General features: G+C 55.6%; 22 protein-coding genes. 6 read left to right on the forward strand and 16 right to left on the reverse strand.

Going from position 1 to position 17524, the window contains the following annotated elements; all coding sequences use genetic code 11:
- On the forward strand, positions 1 to 208 hold a 208-nt coding region (locus HMPREF3096_RS31205; protein ID WP_218069937.1), incomplete at its 5' end, for a hypothetical protein.
- 53 nt (positions 209 to 261) lie between these two features.
- Here HMPREF3096_RS31205 and HMPREF3096_RS12900 read toward each other — a convergent pair.
- Positions 262 to 726 carry an OB-fold putative lipoprotein gene (locus HMPREF3096_RS12900; protein WP_012967186.1) on the reverse strand — a complete coding sequence of 155 codons (465 nt, stop codon included), beginning with the start codon at positions 724 to 726 and terminating at the stop codon, positions 262 to 264.
- 311 nt (positions 727 to 1037) lie between these two features.
- Between HMPREF3096_RS12900 and HMPREF3096_RS12905 the strand changes: the two genes are divergently transcribed.
- Complete coding sequence (locus HMPREF3096_RS12905) at positions 1038 to 1448, forward strand: Spy/CpxP family protein refolding chaperone (protein ID WP_008806593.1); 411 nt, start codon at positions 1038 to 1040, stop codon at positions 1446 to 1448.
- 73 nt (positions 1449 to 1521) lie between these two features.
- On the opposite strand, the gene HMPREF3096_RS30900 is transcribed toward HMPREF3096_RS12905, so the two are convergent.
- Together HMPREF3096_RS30900 and HMPREF3096_RS12910 are read right to left on the reverse strand one after the other, a co-directional pair.
- Positions 1522 to 1689 carry a hypothetical protein gene (locus HMPREF3096_RS30900; protein ID WP_008806592.1) on the reverse strand — a complete coding sequence of 56 codons (168 nt, stop codon included), beginning with the start codon at positions 1687 to 1689 and terminating at the stop codon, positions 1522 to 1524.
- Between the two features lie 24 nt (positions 1690 to 1713).
- The gene (locus HMPREF3096_RS12910) at positions 1714 to 2415 is read right to left on the reverse strand and encodes a pirin family protein (protein WP_008806591.1); all 702 of its coding nucleotides are present in this window, start codon (positions 2413 to 2415) and stop codon (positions 1714 to 1716) included.
- Positions 2416 to 2519: 104 nt separating this feature from the next.
- Here HMPREF3096_RS12910 and HMPREF3096_RS12915 point away from each other — a divergent pair, with 104 nt between their 5' ends.
- The gene (locus HMPREF3096_RS12915; protein WP_004144865.1) at positions 2520 to 3416 is read left to right on the forward strand and encodes a LysR family transcriptional regulator; all 897 of its coding nucleotides are present in this window, start codon (positions 2520 to 2522) and stop codon (positions 3414 to 3416) included.
- 41 nt (positions 3417 to 3457) lie between these two features.
- On the opposite strand, the gene HMPREF3096_RS12920 is transcribed toward HMPREF3096_RS12915, so the two are convergent.
- From HMPREF3096_RS12920 to HMPREF3096_RS12970, 11 genes are all read right to left on the reverse strand, one after another.
- Entirely contained in the window at positions 3458 to 3826 is a 369-nt protein-coding gene (locus tag HMPREF3096_RS12920) for a DUF805 domain-containing protein (protein WP_008806590.1), read from the reverse strand.
- A gap of 126 nt (positions 3827 to 3952) precedes the next feature.
- Positions 3953 to 4939, reverse strand: coding sequence for a glutathione S-transferase family protein (locus HMPREF3096_RS12925; RefSeq protein ID WP_008806589.1), 987 nt, complete (start codon positions 4937 to 4939; stop codon positions 3953 to 3955).
- 75 nt (positions 4940 to 5014) lie between these two features.
- Positions 5015 to 5407 (reverse strand): DoxX family protein, encoded by a 393-nt coding sequence (locus HMPREF3096_RS12930; RefSeq protein ID WP_002917920.1) that lies wholly within the window; start codon positions 5405 to 5407, stop codon positions 5015 to 5017.
- 356 nt (positions 5408 to 5763) lie between these two features.
- On the reverse strand, positions 5764 to 6060 hold the full coding sequence (locus HMPREF3096_RS12935) for a YqjK-like family protein (protein ID WP_008806588.1): 297 nt from the start codon (positions 6058 to 6060) through the stop codon (positions 5764 to 5766).
- Positions 6057 to 6455 carry a phage holin family protein gene (locus HMPREF3096_RS12940; RefSeq protein WP_008806587.1) on the reverse strand — a complete coding sequence of 133 codons (399 nt, stop codon included), beginning with the start codon at positions 6453 to 6455 and terminating at the stop codon, positions 6057 to 6059. Before HMPREF3096_RS12940 ends, HMPREF3096_RS12935 begins: the two co-directional genes overlap by 4 nt.
- Positions 6456 to 6457: 2 nt before the next feature.
- Positions 6458 to 6763: an ElaB/YgaM/YqjD family protein gene (locus HMPREF3096_RS12945; RefSeq protein WP_008806586.1), complete on the reverse strand. Its 306-nt coding sequence runs from the start codon at positions 6761 to 6763 to the stop codon at positions 6458 to 6460.
- A 45-nt stretch (positions 6764 to 6808) separates the two neighbouring features.
- Entirely contained in the window at positions 6809 to 7177 is a 369-nt protein-coding gene (locus HMPREF3096_RS12950) for a DUF1090 domain-containing protein (protein WP_008806585.1), read from the reverse strand.
- Between the two features lie 149 nt (positions 7178 to 7326).
- A complete protein-coding gene (gene mzrA / locus HMPREF3096_RS12955) occupies positions 7327 to 7704 on the reverse strand; it encodes an EnvZ/OmpR regulon moderator MzrA (RefSeq protein ID WP_162493301.1) in 378 nt (125 codons plus the stop codon).
- 8 nt (positions 7705 to 7712) lie between these two features.
- Positions 7713 to 8375 (reverse strand): DedA family general envelope maintenance protein YqjA, encoded by a 663-nt coding sequence (gene yqjA / locus HMPREF3096_RS12960; protein WP_004206121.1) that lies wholly within the window; start codon positions 8373 to 8375, stop codon positions 7713 to 7715.
- Positions 8376 to 8716: 341 nt separating this feature from the next.
- Entirely contained in the window at positions 8717 to 9493 is a 777-nt protein-coding gene (gene exuR / locus HMPREF3096_RS12965; protein WP_012967188.1) for a transcriptional regulator ExuR, read from the reverse strand.
- 127 nt (positions 9494 to 9620) lie between these two features.
- Entirely contained in the window at positions 9621 to 10922 is a 1302-nt protein-coding gene (locus HMPREF3096_RS12970) for an MFS transporter (RefSeq protein WP_008806582.1), read from the reverse strand.
- 482 nt (positions 10923 to 11404) lie between these two features.
- On the opposite strand from HMPREF3096_RS12970, the gene uxaC reads away from it, so the two are divergent.
- From uxaC to HMPREF3096_RS12985, 3 genes are all read left to right on the forward strand, one after another.
- Positions 11405 to 12817, forward strand: a complete 1413-nt coding sequence (gene uxaC, locus HMPREF3096_RS12975) for a glucuronate isomerase (RefSeq protein WP_012967190.1) — start codon at positions 11405 to 11407, stop codon at positions 12815 to 12817.
- 18 nt (positions 12818 to 12835) lie between these two features.
- Positions 12836 to 14323 carry a UxaA family hydrolase gene (locus tag HMPREF3096_RS12980; RefSeq protein WP_008806580.1) on the forward strand — a complete coding sequence of 496 codons (1488 nt, stop codon included), beginning with the start codon at positions 12836 to 12838 and terminating at the stop codon, positions 14321 to 14323.
- Between the two features lie 129 nt (positions 14324 to 14452).
- Positions 14453 to 15007 carry a YgjV family protein gene (locus HMPREF3096_RS12985; RefSeq protein ID WP_008806579.1) on the forward strand — a complete coding sequence of 185 codons (555 nt, stop codon included), beginning with the start codon at positions 14453 to 14455 and terminating at the stop codon, positions 15005 to 15007.
- A 15-nt stretch (positions 15008 to 15022) separates the two neighbouring features.
- Here HMPREF3096_RS12985 and sstT read toward each other — a convergent pair whose 3' ends face one another.
- Complete coding sequence (gene sstT / locus HMPREF3096_RS12990; RefSeq protein ID WP_070544500.1) at positions 15023 to 16270, reverse strand: serine/threonine transporter SstT; 1248 nt, start codon at positions 16268 to 16270, stop codon at positions 15023 to 15025.
- Positions 16271 to 16501: 231 nt separating this feature from the next.
- Complete coding sequence (locus HMPREF3096_RS12995) at positions 16502 to 17473, reverse strand: TerC family protein (RefSeq protein ID WP_008806577.1); 972 nt, start codon at positions 17471 to 17473, stop codon at positions 16502 to 16504.
- Positions 17474 to 17524: the final 51 nt, after the last annotated feature.

Below are 17524 nucleotides of genomic sequence, written 5' to 3' on the forward strand. Positions count from 1 at the left end.
AAAAGAACGCGGCTTATCGGTCAGTTTCACCTTTTACGCTAAAACCCTGCTCCGGCGGGGTTTTGACTATTCGGATAGCGGGAACAGGATGAATGACTGTCCACGACGCTATACCAAAAGAACGCGGCTTATCGGTCAGTTTCACCTCTTTATGCAAAAACCCCGCTCCGGCGGGGTTTTTGCTATTCGAATACCGGAAGCAGGATGAATGACTGTCCACGACGCTATACCAAAAGAACGCGGCTTATTGGTCAGTTACCGTTATTTAACCACCTTAGGATTCTGTAGCGTCGGGATCGTGGAATCTTGCACCTGATGAACCTGACCGACGATCGTGGCGATGCTGCCGTTGCTTAACGCCTCAACGTCTGCGCTGTTATGTGAGCCAAAATTGAAGGTCAGACGTTTATCCGTTTTATTCTGTTCATCTCGCATGGTCACGGTAAAATAGTAGCTGCCGGCGATACCGCTCATTCGGCGAATGTCGACAATCACGCCGCGCACCTTGACCCATTTGCCCAGATAATCGCTGCTGGCCTTCGCCGGGTTGAGGGTAAACGGCTGCAGGAACTGGGCGACTGAATACGTCTGCATCGAAGCGACGGCGTCATCTCCCGGTTGAAATAATTTGTCTCCCGCGGAATAAAAGGCTTTAGAAGCCAGGCCGCAGCCGCTTAACAGCGAGATGACAAAAAACAGCGGTAATACGCGAGTGCGTAATAACATAACTATCTCCTTATATATTTTAAAAATGATATCCCTGCTTTTATGTATGACATCTTTCTCGCTAATTAAATAAAGCAACCGTGGCTACTGTCAATTAATTTCCGTGATAAGCGCTAAAGTCATTTTATATAAACGTGGTATTTTTCATATGAATTCATTTGGTGAGAACATTTGAATTTCTTATGTATTGAATGGTTTGTGATCAGGTGCACGCTGTGAATAATCTTTAGGTATTATTTTTTACATTTATTCACTACCAACTGTAAAATAATAAACCGCTATTTCAGACACTTTCACTTCAGGATAAAACAATGAAATTAATGACCCGTATTGCGTTTGCAGCCCTTCTGACTACCGGTTTCTCTCTGTCTGCGCAAGCCGCGGACGTGCAGGCGGCGCCAGCGCCAGCGCAGGACCCTATTGTCCAGCACTTAAAACTCACCAGCGATCAGGTTGCGAAAATTAAAAGCCTGCATCAGCAACTGGAAAATAATGTTCAACAGATTTCGCAGCAAGACATTAAAGATGGCGCCCTGATTAACGTGATTGATTCCGGAAAATGGGATGAAAAGGCGGTCAAGGATCAGCTGGCTGCCTTCAGTAAGATCGATCAGCAGGTGCGTTATTACCGCGTGAAGTATTATTTCGATGTGAATCAGGTCCTGACGCCGGAGCAGCGTACCCAGGTGAAAAAAGATCTTGCCGACGCGCTGAGCGAATAATGCCATCGGCCCCTTTCGGGGCCGATATTATCTTCAGGCTATAAACGAAAATCGAATCATTGATATTGCCTTTTCAGGCGAGACTTTCTTCATCCCGCAGACGAATCTCCGCTTCGACAACAATGGCTTCCAGTTCGCTCAGCATCTCATCATAACCAAAGCTGACGACGCCGGCGGTTTCCGGCTGCGTCGGGGCTGATGGCGTCGGGGACGCCTTTTTTCTGTTTTTCTTTTTACTCACTGACAGACTCCATCCCTTCCGTTGTTACACCGGTAAATCTATCAGCAAAGCGCGCAGCGGCGTATCGGCGACGAGGGTAATGTTAGCTTCGTCACGAATAAATGCGCCGTCACCACAGGTGAGAGCCTGTTTTTGTTGTTCCTGCGCGACGGCATGGACGGTGCCGTGAATCGACTGTAGATAAGCCCGTGGACCATGTAGCTGCACGCTAATCTGCTCTCCTTTCTCCAGTGCGATATGGTAGACCCAGGCCTGCTGGCGAAGCTGGAGACTGCCGTTCTCTCCCTCCGGCGAGGCCAGCAGCTGCAGCGGTGCGCTCACCACTTCGGTTTTCTGCTGTAGCGGGTTTTCCCGCTGCGGGCAAGCGTCGAGCCACAGCTGCATTCGCGTTAACGACTGCTCTTTGCTCAGATTATGCTCGCTATAGCTCACGCCAGGCTGGGTGGCGATAAGCAGCGCTTCACCGGCTTTGGCCTGCACGTGGTTGCCGTCGCTGTCGCGATATTCCGCTTCGCCTTCCAGAATCAGGTTCAGGATATCGACTTTTGGGTACGTCCTGGCCTGGAAGGAAGCGCCGGGCGCCAGCACTTCCTGGTTGAGGACGCGCAAGGACGCGAAGCCCAGTAATTTCGGGTCGAAGTAGTGGCCAAAGGAGAAGGTGTAGCGGGCCTGCAGCCAGCCGAAGTCTGCTTGTCCGCATTGTTTGGCTGTTCGGGTAGTAATCATGTTCTTGACCTCTCTTTACACTAAATCAATGGTAAAGGTATGGACGCTGTATTGTTAGCCAGATATTCTGCCCGGTATGTTCAAATTTCCTGAATGAGAAAGCGATGGCCAAAGAGAGAGCATTAACGCTGGAAGCGTTGCGTGTGATGGATGCGATCGACCGCCGTGGGAGCTTTGCTGCCGCGGCTGATGAGCTGGGACGCGTGCCTTCCGCCCTGAGCTATACCATGCAAAAACTGGAAGAGGAGCTGGACGTGGTGCTGTTTGACCGCTCAGGTCATCGCACGAAGTTCACCAACGTTGGACGGATGCTCCTGGAACGCGGGCGCGTGCTGCTCGAAGCGGCGGATAAACTCACCACCGATGCGGAAGCGTTGTCGCGCGGTTGGGAAACCCACCTGACGATCGTCACCGAAGCGCTGGTGCCCACCCCGGATCTGTTTCCGCTAATTGAAAAACTGGCGACCAAATCTAATACGCAGTTGTCGATTATCACCGAGGTGCTGGCCGGCGCCTGGGAGCGGCTGGAGCAGGGGCGGGCGGATATTGTTGTCGCGCCGGATATGCATTTTCGTTCCTCCTCGGAGATTAACTCGCGCAAACTCTATTCGGTGCTCAGTGTGTACGTCGCGGCGCCGGATCACCCGATCCACCAGGAGCCGGAACCGCTCTCGGAAGTGACCCGCGTGAAATACCGCGGCGTCGCAGTAGCGGATACCGCACGCGAGCGGCCCGTCCTTACCGTTCAGCTGCTGGATAAACAGCCGCGCTTAACGGTGAGTACCATTGAAGATAAGCGCCAGGCACTGCTGGCCGGGCTAGGCGTGGCGACCATGCCCTATCCGCTGGTGGAGAAGGATATTGCCGAAGGGCGTCTGCGGGTCGTCAGCCCGGAATACACCAATGAAATTGACATAATCATGGCCTGGCGGCGGGACAGTATGGGCGAGGCGAAGTCCTGGTGTCTGCGCGAAATCCCTAAGCTGTTTGCGGGACGCTAGTCGAGAAGACGCTCCTCCCGCTAGCGGGAGGAGCGGGAAGATTAATAGGAGAAGGGTTTCGGATCGGGTCCGAAGCGATTGTTGCCTTCGGTGCCGCGCTGGCAGTTAAAGATCAGGATCACCAGCCAGCCGATGACCGGGATCAACAGCAGCAGCAGCCACCAGGCTGAGCGGTCGGTGTCATGCAGACGCCGAAACTGCACCGCCCACCACGGTAAAAAGACCAGTACGCCATAGATGGTCGTCAGAATGCCTTCGCCGCCCGCCCGCTGCCAGCCCAGCATTTTATCGATGATGCTCAATACGCCGGTCAGGATGAGGTTGACCAGAATAAACATCCAGTACTCTTTGCGCCGCGCACGGCCGCCAAATCCTATATAGTTTTTTAATGCCTTGAGATACCAGTCCATTTCTACGCCTCAATTAACCGTCAATCACTTGTTTTTTAAGCGATCGCAATAAGAATAGACGTGAATGAATGGTGGGTAAATATCTGTTTTCTGAATTATTGGGCGCCATCACTGGCGCCCGAAAGATCAACGGAAGCGCTGATCGCGGCCGTGGGGTTCGTTGAGATCCTGTTGCGGTCCAATGGAGATAATGCCGGTTGGATTAATGGTTTTATGGCTGCGGTAATAGTGGTGGCGGATATGCGGAATACTCACCGTCTCCGCGATGCCGGGCATCTGGTAGATGTCGCGCAGAAAACCGTACAGGTTGAGATAATCGCTAATGCGCCGTTTGTCGCATTTAAAATGCGTCACATATACCGGGTCGAACCGTACCAGCGTGGTCCACAGGCGAATATCGGCTTCCGTCAGCTGATTTCCCGTCAGGTAACGATGCTGACCGAGGATCTGCTCCAGCCGCTCCAGTGAAGTAAAGACCGCCTCGACCGCTTCGTCGTAAGCCTGCTGGCTGGTGGCAAAGCCGGCCTTATACACGCCGTTGTTGACGTTGTCGTAGATCCAGCCGTTCAGTTCATCGATTTTTTCCCGCAGCGCCGGCGGATAGTAATCCCCGGCTCTGGCGCCCAGACCATCGAAGGCGGTATTAAACATGCGGATGATTTCTGCCGACTCATTGCTGACGATGGTCTGCTGCTTTTTGTCCCACAATACCGGGACCGTGACGCGACCGGTATAGTGCGGGTCAGCCTGCAGATAGAGCTGATAGAGGAACTGATGATGATAGAGCTGGTCGCCGGTAGCACCAGGGAAATCATCGGCGAAGGTCCAGCCGTTTTCCAGCATCAGCGGATTGACCACGGAGACGGATATAAAGGGTTCCAGTCCTTTCAGCTTGCGCAGAATTAACGTGCGGTGCGCCCACGGGCAGGCTAAAGAAACATACAGATGATAACGGTCTTTTTCCGCGGCAAAGCCACCTTCGCCCGCAGGCCCCGGCGCGCCATCGGCCGTGAGCCAGTTACGGAAGGCCGAAACGGAACGCTTGAATCGTCCTCCGGTGGATTTGGTGTCATACCAGGTATCTTGCCAGACGCCGTCGACTAATTGTCCCATTACTTCCTCCTGCAGATAGCAAAAGCGAGGAGATATCCCCTCGCTTTTTTTAGATTTTTACTCAGTATAGTGCGCTTACCACTTTTTATTCAGTACGCGGTCGATGCTGAATGCGCCCGGTCCGGTAATGGCCAGCAGCAGATAACCGCCAGCAATGGTCAGGTTTTTCATGAACATCAGCGAGTTCACGCCTTCCGCAAAGTTGCTGTGGAACAGGAACGCGGTCAGCAGCGTAAAGCCTGCGGTGAACAACGCGGTGGTACGGGTCAGGAAACCGAACAGAATCGCCAGACCGCCGCCGAATTCAAGGAGAATGGTCAACGGCAGCAGTGCTCCCGGCACGCCCATGGCTTCCATATACTGCTGGGTTCCGGCGTAACCAGTGATTTTGCCCCATCCTGCAGTGATAAACAGAATCGGCATCAGAATACGCGCTACCAGTACACCAACATCTTCTAATTTTTTCATTTCTTACTCCAGAAAACCCAAAGGGCGGCAGTTTTGTTTTTTAGCGCAATCCCGCGTGGTTACACGGTGTTGCTGTCGATGGAGAGGATAGTAACGAGGCGGAGAGGGAATTGTTAGCAAGGAAAACTGTAGATCTTCTTCAAAGTTTCTGAGCAATAAGTGCGGTGAGGAGAAATTTTCTGGCGACGAGGGGAACTACCCGTCCCGATATCGGGTGGCTGAGCGGAATGAATTGAGATCTGAGGGGGGCTAACCGCGGGTTGCGGCGAAGGCCCCGTCTGCCGCGAACGGCGTATTGTATCGGACGGGGAAATGGCAGAGCGGGGCGCCGGGATAAGCGCCCGCGCTCCGGGCTGCTAGTGTGTTGACGACTGGCGCAGGATCCCGCGGACCATCCGCCAGGTGCTCCACAGTCCGAGACCGCGTTTGGTCCAGCGCATCAAAAAGTGCGGGTGTCGTATGGACCAGACGGCCATCAAACCGCTGCCAACCATCAGCCACGAACGTAAACTCAGCAGCGTATGCCAGCCGCGATCGAGGGGCGCTGTCGCCTCCAGCCAGTGGCGACGACAGGCGCTAAGCTCCAGTCGTTGCTGCTGGATCTGGCGCAGCAGCAGCGCCTTTTGCCGTTCACGCTCCTGTCGGCCATTCACGGTTTATCGTCCTCCAGAAGGGCACGGTCGTTCTCCAGCTCTTTACGCGTCAGGCGCAGCAGCGTGGAGCGGCGCGCCTTACGTAGGGTAAGGATACCCACGATCGCGGCGGCGAGGAGCAGAACGACGGTGGTGGCGATCATGACGTGCAGGCGGTACTGGGCGTCAACGGCCCAGATAACCAGCACCAGCAGACTCATGAGGCCAAACGCGGCAAACAGCAGCGTCAGTCCGGTCATGATCAGCAGCTGGAAGAGGTTGGCTTTCTCCTCCTCCAGCTCCACGACGACCAGGCGCAGCCGTGTTTCCACCATTTCGGCCAGCAGCGTGACGATACGCTGGCCAATGGAGAACACGCGCTGGCCTGGCCCCTGCGTGTGTTGAGTATTCGCCATAATCAGCGACGCGACAGCAGGACACCCAGCACCAGCCCGACGGCGGCACCAATCCCGACTCCTGTCCACGGATTTTCGCGAACATAATCATCCGCCCGCGCGGCGGTCTCGCGCGTTTGACGCAAAATCGCATCGCTGGTTTCACCCAGGCGGGCACGACTCTCTTTTAGCGCGCTCTCTGCTTTACTACGCAGTTTACCAATCTCTTCTTTCGACTTGTCCGCTGAGGAATTCAGAACTTCCTCCAGGGTATCCGCCAGCGTTTTCAGTTCTGCACGAAGGTCGTCAGTCACATTCTCTTTAGCCATGTCGTTCTCCTGTAGCGTGGTCCGTGTTGCGAAAGTTAACTGTTATTAGTAGTCCCGAGACTCCAGCGTTTTTAACTCCTGTTGCGCTTCATTGAGTTTATGCTGGCGTTTGTTGATTTTGTCCGCATCGCCTTTCTTCCGGGCTTCCTGCAGATCGCGCTGACGTTCAGCGATCTCTTCCCGCTGTTTGGCAATTTTTTGCTGATGATCGGCTTTGAGTTTACTGTCGCTGCAGTTTTCCCGTACCTGACGTAGCGCGGTATTTAGCCCATCAATGCGACTTTGATTATGATGCTTTTCGGCATAGCTGATCTCTCGTTGAATATCCTGCTCTTTTTCCTGGCAGGGAGAGGCTGCTATGGCGCTGGCGCTAAGTGAAGTCAGGGCCAGAAGCAGAGCGATGCGGTGTTTCATGGATAGTACCTTCCATTGTCTGAGGGTATACCCGGAGGATATACCCGTTCCCGATGGTGAACGGGAATGCGTTGATTCCCGCAGGTTTAAGCATAGTAACAAATGCAGGAAACCACCAGACTGCGTAAAAAACGCAGTAAGGCGGTAGTTTACCCGAGCCGGTGAGGCGCGTCGCGCAGACGGGATAACCAGGCGGTGGCCGAGTTATCGTCCTCCAGCAGGGCAATAATATAACCATGTGGCAGAGCGCGACCGAGAACCTCTTTCGCCGCCGCGCCCTGGGCGGTGGAGTCGAACTTAATCAGCAGGCCATCTTTTTGCGGCGTAATGCTCTTAAAGCGGATACCGTTGGCGTCGAGATGATGCCAGACGGAGAAGCCGTCCGGCATGCTGACGCCCTGGCCAACCGGACGGATCGCCAGCGTGGCCTCCTGCTGCTGCACTGCCAGCCAGAGCCAGAACAGCGCGCAGAGCACAAGAGAGCCACCCAGCAGCCAGCTCAGCTGGCGCAGGGAGGGGCGTTTAATGACCATCATTAGCCCCGGCTTCTGTATTTTTTCTTCCACAGCACCACCAGCGAGCCGATCAGTCCGAAGACCAGCAGCGCGACCGGAAGGAGCATCAGGCAGGACATCAGCTGATCTTCATACTTGAGGAATACCGGGGTTTTGCCCAGCAGATAGCCCAGCGAGGTCAGGATGAGCACCCACAGCAGGCCGCTCATCCAGTTAAAGAACTGAAAGCGAGCGTTATTGAGGCCTGAAAGGCCGGCAATCGTCGGCAACAGCGTACGCACGAAGGCGATAAAGCGGCCGATCAGCAGCGCGGAGAGCCCATGCTTATGAAACAGGTGATGCGCGCGTTGATGATAGTGAGAGGGCAGATGCGACAGCCAGTTTTGCACGATCCGCGTATTGCCCAGCCAGCGCCCCTGAATGTAGCTCAGCCAGCAGCCGAGGCTGGCGGCGGCGGTAAGCAGCAGCAAGGTTTCCGGAAAGCCCATCGCCCCTTTGGCGATCAGCACGCCCACGAGCACAAGCAGACTATCCCCCGGTAAAAACGCGGCAGGCAGTAACCCGTTCTCAAGGAACAAAATCATAAACAAGACAAAATACAGCATGCCAATCATGGAGGGATTCGCGAGCGTTTCGTAATCCTGAGCCCACAAGGCATTCAATAACTGGGTTAAAAGTTCCATTCACGATTCCTGGTACATCGGTTAACGGCACGTCTGAGCGCGTGGCATGTTGGGCGACAAGATTTTTATGAGATTTTGGTCGCTGCTTAGGCGCTCTGAACGCTTCCCTGTATAAGACTGAAGTAAGTAAACACTTACCCCCAGAACGGCAAAATGCATCTAATTGTAACAAATCAGCTGACTTTACGTCAGAGAAATTGCAAGGTGTTGCTCGTTGATTTTGCTGATTGCGGCGGTGGGAGGCGAGAGGATTTACACAGGCTGACACTATATATGTTTTACTTACTCCAGCCGGCCTGGGGGGCAGGCGCGCAGGGGCCGCGCGCCGTCAGGATAAGCGCTTATTTCGCGCTGTTGGCCGCCGTATCGAGATGAACTACCGGATTATCGGCAAATAAGTAGCGATCGGCATTAAATTCAAAGTCATCGCTGGTTTCGTTAAACAGCATTTGCTTGGTATTTTCCAGATGCTGCCACATCGCCAGCTTGGCGGCGTTGGGATCTTTACGCAGCAGGGCTTTCAGGATCTGATCGTGATCGTCGCACCAGTTATCGACCGTGCGCAGGTCGATATGCTCATGCAGCTTTTTCCAGTACGGGTTATGCACGCGCTGGGTCCACATTTTTTCCACGATCGCCGCCAGCGCACTGTTCTGCGTGGCCAGCGCCACCTGGACGTGGAACTGGAGATCCCACTCGGAGTCGCGGAAACACTTCTCGTTGCGCGCTTTCTCCTGAATCTCCATCAGCTTCATGATGTCCTGTTTGGTCACCTGAGTCGCCGCGAATTCAGCAATATTGCTTTCAATTAGCTGCCGCGCCTGCAGGAGTTCAAAAGGGCCATAGTTGGCGAATTCAAGGCTTTCATCGGCCACCTGCTGGTACTTGGGATGGTTGGAGATGACATGAATACCCGACCCTTTGCGGACTTCGACATACCCTTCCACTTCCAGCATGATAATGGCTTCACGAACCACGGTGCGGCTGACGTTTTTTTCATCGGCGATAAAGCGCTCGGCGGGCAGCTTATCCCCTACAAGGTAGACACCTTGTTCGATGCGCGTCTTCAGCTCAGCGGCAAGCTGCTGATACAGACGGCGTGGTTCAATGATTTCCATATTCGCTCCCGCAAGATGGCGACAATATTCGATTTGTTATACCACTTTTACACGCTTTCCACCACTGGCAGGCATGAAAAAGCCGCCTGAGAAGGCGGCTCGATAAGTGGTCATATCAGCACATGATCTAACTCTGCGTGGCGGGTTTGCGGCTGCTAAGCGGCGTCGAGTCATCGTCAGCCGGTTTGTTTTTCAGCACCGTCCAGATAACCAGCGCGCCCAGCAGGTCAAAGACGGCCAGTACCGCAAACAGCGGGCTGAAGCCGATGGTGTCTGCCAGCGCGCCGACAACCAGGGCGAACATGGTGCTCGCCAGCCAGGCGGCCATCCCGGTCAGACCGTTGGCGGTAGCGACTTCGTTACGGCCAAAGACGTCGGAAGAGAGGGTGATCAGCGCCCCGGACAGCGCCTGGTGAGCGAACCCGCCGATGCACAGCAGGGCAATCGCCACGTACGGGCTGGTGAACAGGCCGATCATCCCCGGGCCAATCATCAGCAGGGCGCCCATGGTGACCACCATTTTACGCGACACGATCAGGTTGACGCCAAACCAGCGCTGGAACAGCGGCGGCAGGTAACCGCCCACGATGCAGCCGAGGTCGGCGAACAGCATCGGCATCCAGGCGAACATCGCGATCTCTTTCAGGTTAAAGCCGTAAACCTTAAACATGAACAGCGGGATCCAGGCGTTAAAGGTCCCCCAGGCCGGCTCGGCGAGGAAGCGCGGCAGGGCGATACCCCAGAACTGACGGTTGCGCAGGATCTGCCACGGCGACATTTTCTTCGCGTTATTGGTCTGATGCTGAGACTCCTGACCGCCAATGATGTAGTCGCGTTCTTCGTCAGATAATTTTTTCTGGTCGCGCGGGTGTTTGTAGAAGATAAGCCAGGCGATGGCCCAGGCGAAGCTCAATACCCCGGAGATGATGAACGCCATCTGCCAGCTGTGCATGACAATCGCCCACACCACCAACGGCGGCGCGATCATGGCGCCAATAGAGGAACCGACGTTGAAGTAGCCCACCGCGATAGAGCGCTCTTTTGCCGGGAACCATTCAGAACTGGCTTTCAGCCCGGCAGGGATCATCGCGGCTTCCGCTGCGCCGACTGCGCCGCGAGCCAGCGCCAGGCCGCCCCAGCTGCCTGCCAGCGCGGTTGAGCCGCAGAATATCGCCCAGGCGATAGCAAAGAAGGCATAGCCGATTTTGGTCCCGAGAATATCGAGGACGTAACCCGCGACAGGCTGCATGACGGTGTAGGCAGCGGAATAGGCTGCAATGATATAGGAGTACTGTTGAGTCGAGATGTGTAACTCTTCCATCAGCGTCGGCGCGGCCGCCGCCACGGTGTTACGGGTCAGGTAGCCCAGCACGGTGCCTAGCGTCACCAGCGCAATCATGTACCAACGTAACCCTTTAATTTTACGCATGTAAACCTCATCGTCTGTTATCTTTCCGCATCAGGTGCGGCCTTTCCTGACGGCAATACGCGGTCGGGAAAGCGAAACGGAGGGTTCAGGAGGGGGGATCCCCCTCTGGCCCGAACCTTACCATCAGTTGTTATGTTGAAAGTCGGTGTCCATTCCGTATAAGCCGATGCCATAAACACCGGTAATGCATTCCGTCGGTTTATATGTTGCGACGGCAGAAAGATAACTTGTCATACAACTTTAAAAGTTGAGTGCTGTCACAAAAGTGGGAAAGTTAGTGTGGTCTTTAGCCCTTACCGGGAAAGCCAGAGATGGCGCGCCCTGCCGGGGTGTTTTCCAATGAGGCGGTCGTTTTTTTATCGACGTTTATTGATCTAACTCACGAAAAACAGCTCGGTCTGTAGAAATTGGTGTGATAACTTTGTCAGCATTGTAGTCAATCATCTGAAAGGCTCCCGCTACGGAGCGAAGAGGACACGCGAATGACACCGTTTATGACTGAAGATTTTCTACTCGATACCGAATTTGCTCGCCGTCTGTACCACGATTACGCCAAAGATCAGCCGATTTTCGACTACCATTGCCACCTTCCGCCGCAGCAGGTTGCCGAAAACTATCGCTTCAAAAATCTGTATGACATCTGGCTGAAAGGCGATCACTACAAATGGCGCGCAATGCGCACTAACGGCGTACCGGAGCGTCTGTGTACCGGTGATGCGTCCGATCGCGAGAAATTTGACGCCTGGGCGGCAACGGTGCCGCACACTATTGGCAACCCGTTATACCACTGGACCCATTTAGAGCTGCGTCGCCCTTTTGGTATTACAGGTAAGCTGTTGTCTCCATCCACCGCCGATGAGATCTGGGACCAGTGCAATGATTTACTGGCTCAGGACGCCTTCTCCGCCCGCGGGATCATGAAGCAGATGAATGTGAAGATGGTCGGTACCACCGACGATCCGATTGATTCTCTCGAGCACCATGCGGTTGTCGCCAAAGATACCTCCTTTGATATCAAAGTGCTGCCGAGCTGGCGCCCGGATAAAGCATTCAACATTGAACAGGCGACCTTTAATGACTACATGGCGAAGCTGGGTGAGGTGTCCGATACCGATATTCGCCGTTTTGCGGACCTGCAAAGCGCTCTGACCAAACGTCTGGACCACTTTGCCGCACACGGCTGCAAGGTCTCCGACCACGCGCTGGACGTGGTGCTGTTTGCGGAAGCGACCGACGCCGAGCTGGACGCCATTCTGGCGCGCCGTCTGGCTGGCGAGACCCTCAGCGAACACGAAGTGGCGCAGTTCAAAACCGCGGTGCTGGTGTTCCTCGGCGCAGAATATGCCCGTCGCGGTTGGGTACAGCAGTACCATATCGGTGCGCTGCGTAACAACAACCTGCGTCAGTTCAAACTGTTAGGCCCGGATGTGGGCTTCGATTCGATCAACGATCGCCCGATGGCGGAAGAGCTGTCTAAGCTGCTGAGCAAGCAGAACGAAGAAAACCTGCTGCCGAAAACCATTCTCTACTGCCTGAACCCGCGCGATAACGAAGTGCTGGGCACCATGATCGGTAACTTCCAGGGTGAAGGCATGCCAGGCAAGATGCAGTTCGGCTCCGGCTGGTGGTTCAACGATCAGAAAGACGGCATGGAGCGGCAGATGACCCAGCTGGCGCAGCTCGGCCTGCTGAGCCGCTTCGTCGGGATGCTGACCGACAGCCGCAGCTTCCTCTCCTACACGCGCCACGAATACTTCCGCCGCATTCTGTGCCAGATGATCGGCCGCTGGGTGGCTGCCGGCGAAGCGCCTGCGGATATCGCGCTGCTGGGCGAGATGGTGAAAAACATTTGCTTTAACAATGCGCGTGACTATTTCGCCATTGAACTGAACTAAGGCCAGAGGTCGGTTGATATGCAATACATTAAAATCCATTCGCAGGATAACGTCGCGGTCGCGCTGGCGGATATCGCTGCCGGTAGTGTGGTGACGATTGATAAGGATTCGGTCACCCTCGGCCAGGATATCGTTCGCGGCCACAAGTTTGCACTGCGCGCTATCGCGAAAGGGGAAAACGTCGTTAAGTACGGATTGCCGATTGGCCATGCGCTGGCGGATATCGCGCCGGGCGAGCATGTTCATGCGCACAATACGCGCACCAATCTCAGCGACCTTGACGCGTATCGCTATCAACCGGACCGTGTTGCCCAACCGCCACAGCCTGCGGATCGCGAAGTGCAGATTTATCGTCGCGCCAACGGTGACGTCGGCGTGCGCAATGAGCTGTGGATCCTGCCGACCGTCGGCTGCGTCAACGCGATGGCCAGACAAATGCAGAACCGTTTCCTGAAAGAGACGTATGGCGCTGAGGATATCGATGGGGTGCATCTCTTCAGCCACACCTATGGCTGCTCGCAGCTTGGGGATGACCACATCAACACTCGCACCATGCTGCAAAATATGGTTCGTCACCCGAACGCCGGGGCGGTACTGGTGGTTGGCCTTGGCTGTGAAAACAACCAGGTGGATGCCTTTCGCGAAACGCTGGGCGAGTTTGACCCGCAGCGTGTGCACTTTATGGTTTGCCAGCACCAGGACGATGAAGTGGAAGCGGGGGTTGCGCATCTGCATCAGCTGTATGAAGTGATGCGTCAGGATAAACGCCAGCCGGGTAAATTGAGCGAGCTGAAGTTTGGTCTCGAGTGCGGGGGATCGGACGGCCTGTCGGGCATTACCGCTAACCCGATGCTGGGCCGCTTCTCAGACTATGTGATCGCCAACGGCGGCACCACCGTGCTGACCGAAGTGCCGGAGATGTTCGGTGCTGAACAGCTGCTGATGAGTCACTGCCGTGACGAAGCGACCTTCGACAAGCTGGTGACCATGGTCAATGACTTTAAGCAGTACTTTATCGCACACGACCAGCCTATTTACGAAAACCCTTCCCCGGGTAACAAAGCCGGGGGGATCACCACCCTGGAAGATAAGTCGCTGGGCTGTACTCAGAAAGCGGGTTCCAGCCAGGTGGTGGATGTCCTGCGCTACGGCGAGCGCCTGAAGGTTCATGGTCTGAATTTGCTGAGCGCGCCGGGCAACGATGCGGTCGCCACCAGCGCGCTGGCCGGCGCCGGCTGTCATATGGTGTTGTTTAGCACCGGACGCGGCACGCCGTACGGCGGCTTTGTGCCGACGGTGAAGATCGCCACCAACAGCGAACTGGCGGCGAAGAAAAAGCACTGGATCGACTTTGATGCCGGGCAGCTGATCCATGGCAAAGCGATGCCGCAGCTGCTGGAGGAGTTTGTGGATGCCATTGTGGCTTTCGCTAACGGTAAACCGACCTGTAATGAACAGAATGACTTCCGCGAACTGGCCATCTTTAAAAGCGGTGTTACCCTGTAAAGGTGTATTCACATTGGCGCCCAGGGGCGTAGAACGTGTATCGGCCTGATAGCGTAACGCCATCGGGCTCGTAACAGCGGCGTTTCAGCCAGTGAAGCGCCGTTTGTTTTTTTCAGTCAGGGAGCTTTCATGACCGCGTATTGGCTGGCCCAGGGGGTCGGCGTCATCGCCTTTCTTATCGGCATTACCACCTTTATCAACCGCGATGAACGCCGTTTCAGGCTACAGCTGGCGGTCTATAGCGCTATTATCGGCGTCCATTTTTTCCTGATGGGCGCCGGGTCGGCCGGAATGAGCGCCGGGCTCAATGCGCTACGTACGGTCATTTCCTTACGCACCCGTAGCCTGTGGGTGATGACCGTCTTTATCCTCCTGACGCTGATCCTCGGCTTGGGCAAACTGCAGCATGCCATGGAGCTGCTGCCGATCATTGGCACCGTCGCCAGCACCTGGGCGCTGTTTCGTTGCAAAGGGCTGACCGTCCGCTGCGTGATGTGGTGCTCCACCGCCTGCTGGGTCACGCATAATCTGTGGTTGGGTTCGATTGGTGGGACGCTGATTGAAGGCAGTTTTCTGATCGTCAACGGGCTGAATATCATTCGCTTCCGCCGGATGCAAAAGCGCGGTATCGATCCGTTTAAGGTTGAAAACGCAGTCCAGGAAGAGAGCCCCTCCGCCCGATAGCGGAGGGGAAAGGCATTAGCTGCGCAGGGCGTTTTTCGCCAGCTGGTCATCTTCTGCTATGCAGGCCGCGGCGGTAAACAGGGCGTCGGTTGAGGAGTTGAGCGCCGTTTCGCAGGAATCCTGCAGCACGCCGATAATAAAGCCGACGGCAACCACCTGCATCGCCACATCGTTCGGGATCCCAAACATATTACAGGCCAGCGGGATCAGCAGCAGCGAACCGCCCGCCACGCCGGAGGCGCCGCAGGCGCACAGCGAAGCGACCACGCTCAGCAGCAGCGCCGTCGGCAGATCCACCGGAACATTCAGCGTATGCACCGCCGCCAGCGTCAGCACGGTGATCGTGATCGCCGCGCCCGCCATATTGATGGTCGCCCCCAGTGGAATGGAGACCGAATAGGTATCGCGATCCAGATTCAGCTTTTCACACAGCGCCATATTCACCGGAATATTGGCGGCGGAGCTGCGGGTGAAGAACGCGTAGACGCCGCTTTCGCGCAGGCAGGTCAGCACCAGCGGATAGGGGTTACGGCGGATTTTCCAGAACACCAGCAGCGGGTTAATCACCAGCGCTACCAGCAGCATACAGCCGACCAGCACCAGCAGTAGCTGGGCGTAGCCCCACAGGGTCTCGAAACCGGTGGTCGCCAGGGTGGAAGAGACCAGACCGAAGATCCCCAGCGGTGCAAAACGGATCACCACTTTGACGATGAAGGTCACCGCGTGGGAGACATCGTTGATCAGGTTTTTGGTGGTGTCGTTACCGTGACGCAGGGCGAAGCCCAGCCCCACCGCCCACACCAGAATGCCGATATAGTTGGCGTTCAGCAGGGCGTCGATCGGGTTGGATACCATGCTCATCAGCAGGCCGCGCAGCACTTCGACAATCCCCGACGGCGGCGTGATGCTGTCGGCGGCGGTGGTTAAATGCAGAGTCGACGGAAAGACAAAACTAAACAACACCGCGGTCAGCGCCGCGCTGAAGGTGCCCAGCAGATAGAGAAACAGAATGGGGCGAATACTGGTTTTTTGTCCGTGCTGATGGTTAGCGATGGAGGCCATCACCAGCATCAATACCAGCACCGGCGCCACCGCCTTTAACGCGCCGACGAACAGAGTCCCCAGCAGGCCAACAGCGATAGCCGCTGGCTTAGAGACCAGCGCCAGCAGCACGCCAAGCACCAGACCGATTAAAATTTGTTTCACCAGGCTGCCTTGCGCCAGGCGTGAGATCCACCCCGATGGGGGAGTGCGTGTGGTCATAATTCATTCCTTCCAGTGATGTAGCAAGCCATCCCAGCCACGTATTATTTGTTACGTTTATGTCAGGATGTAAGTAGATGTTTGCATAGTCGAGTATACGGAAAGAATGGCGGGCGGGAAGCGTAAAATGCTGTGATTTTAATCTGGATCTTGTTTTTTAACTATGTAGTAACATAACTGTGACATGAGCAGAGATTGCCGTCGGCGATGGCCGACGGCGCGTTGTGCAGATTACTCAGGCAGTTTGCGCTGCTTGTCGTGTTGCTTGTTGACCCAGGCGTTAATCAGCAGCGTGACGGCCAGGATGCCTCCTACTACGCCCAGCGAGATGGCGACCGGGATATGGTAGAAGTCGACGATCAGCATCTTCACGCCAATAAACACCAGGATCACCGACAGACCGTATTTGAGCATCGAGAAGCGCTCGGCGACCCCCGCCAGCAGGAAGTACATGGCGCGCAGGCCGAGGATCGCGAACAGGTTTGAGGTCAGGACGATAAACGGATCGGTGGTGACCGCGAAGATCGCCGGGATACTGTCGACGGCGAAAATCACATCGCTCAGTTCCACCAGGATCAGCACCAGCAGCAGCGGCGTGGCGAACAGCACCCCGTTTTTACGGGTGAAGAAGCGCTCGCTCTCGATTTTATCCGTCATTCGCAGATGGCTGCGGATCCAGCGCACCAGTGGTTTATCGCCGATGCCGGAGTCATCTTCTTTCGCCAGCGCCATCTTCACGCCGGTAAAAAGCAGGAAGGCGCCGAAGACGTACAGCAGCCAGTCAAACTGGGAAATCAGCCAGCTGCCGGCGAAGATCATGATGGTACGCAGAACAATTGCGCCCAGCACGCCATACACCAGTACCCGGCGCTGCAGAGCAGGCGGTACGGCGAAATAGCTGAACAGCATCAACCAGACGAAGACGTTATCGACCGCCAGCGCTTTCTCAATCAGATAACCGGTGAGGAAGGCTAAGGCCTGCGGGTCAGCGACGGCCCGGCCCTGGGTTTGTACCAGATACCACCAGAAGGCGGCGTTGAACAGCAGAGAAAGCGTGACCCAGAGGATTGACCAGCCCGCGGCCTGCTTCATGGTCATGCTATGCGAACCGCGTCGTCCCTGAAGCAGCAGATCGATTGCCAACATGATCGCGACGACGACAGCGAATCCACCCCATAGCAACGGCGTGCCGACAGTATTCATTTGATATTCCTTACATAAAAACAAAACGGCTGACGTCGGAAGACGGCAGCC

This window comes from Klebsiella sp. HMSC25G12, assembly GCF_001807705.1.
Taxonomy (GTDB): Bacteria; Pseudomonadota; Gammaproteobacteria; order Enterobacterales; family Enterobacteriaceae; genus Klebsiella; species Klebsiella variicola.

Bases quoted from the DNA above. Each gene is read 5' to 3' on its own strand.
- HMPREF3096_RS12900 (WP_012967186.1), bottom strand. From the start codon at position 726: ATGTTATTACGCACTCGCGTATTACCGCTGTTTTTTGTCATCTCGCTG.
- HMPREF3096_RS12905 (WP_008806593.1), top strand. From the start codon at position 1,038: ATGAAATTAATGACCCGTATTGCGTTTGCAGCCCTTCTGACTACCGGT.
- HMPREF3096_RS12910 (WP_008806591.1), bottom strand. From the start codon at position 2,415: ATGATTACTACCCGAACAGCCAAACAATGCGGACAAGCAGACTTCGGC.
- HMPREF3096_RS12915 (WP_004144865.1), top strand. From the start codon at position 2,520: ATGGCCAAAGAGAGAGCATTAACGCTGGAAGCGTTGCGTGTGATGGAT.
- HMPREF3096_RS12920 (WP_008806590.1), bottom strand. From the start codon at position 3,826: ATGGACTGGTATCTCAAGGCATTAAAAAACTATATAGGATTTGGCGGC.
- HMPREF3096_RS12925 (WP_008806589.1), bottom strand. From the start codon at position 4,939: ATGGGACAATTAGTCGACGGCGTCTGGCAAGATACCTGGTATGACACC.
- HMPREF3096_RS12930 (WP_002917920.1), bottom strand. From the start codon at position 5,407: ATGAAAAAATTAGAAGATGTTGGTGTACTGGTAGCGCGTATTCTGATG.
- HMPREF3096_RS12940 (WP_008806587.1), bottom strand. From the start codon at position 6,455: ATGGCGAATACTCAACACACGCAGGGGCCAGGCCAGCGCGTGTTCTCC.
- HMPREF3096_RS12945 (WP_008806586.1), bottom strand. From the start codon at position 6,763: ATGGCTAAAGAGAATGTGACTGACGACCTTCGTGCAGAACTGAAAACG.
- HMPREF3096_RS12950 (WP_008806585.1), bottom strand. From the start codon at position 7,177: ATGAAACACCGCATCGCTCTGCTTCTGGCCCTGACTTCACTTAGCGCC.
- yqjA (WP_004206121.1), bottom strand. From the start codon at position 8,375: ATGGAACTTTTAACCCAGTTATTGAATGCCTTGTGGGCTCAGGATTAC.
- exuR (WP_012967188.1), bottom strand. From the start codon at position 9,493: ATGGAAATCATTGAACCACGCCGTCTGTATCAGCAGCTTGCCGCTGAG.
- HMPREF3096_RS12970 (WP_008806582.1), bottom strand. From the start codon at position 10,922: ATGCGTAAAATTAAAGGGTTACGTTGGTACATGATTGCGCTGGTGACG.
- uxaC (WP_012967190.1), top strand. From the start codon at position 11,405: ATGACACCGTTTATGACTGAAGATTTTCTACTCGATACCGAATTTGCT.
- HMPREF3096_RS12980 (WP_008806580.1), top strand. From the start codon at position 12,836: ATGCAATACATTAAAATCCATTCGCAGGATAACGTCGCGGTCGCGCTG.
- HMPREF3096_RS12985 (WP_008806579.1), top strand. From the start codon at position 14,453: ATGACCGCGTATTGGCTGGCCCAGGGGGTCGGCGTCATCGCCTTTCTT.
- sstT (WP_070544500.1), bottom strand. From the start codon at position 16,270: ATGACCACACGCACTCCCCCATCGGGGTGGATCTCACGCCTGGCGCAA.
- HMPREF3096_RS12995 (WP_008806577.1), bottom strand. From the start codon at position 17,473: ATGAATACTGTCGGCACGCCGTTGCTATGGGGTGGATTCGCTGTCGTC.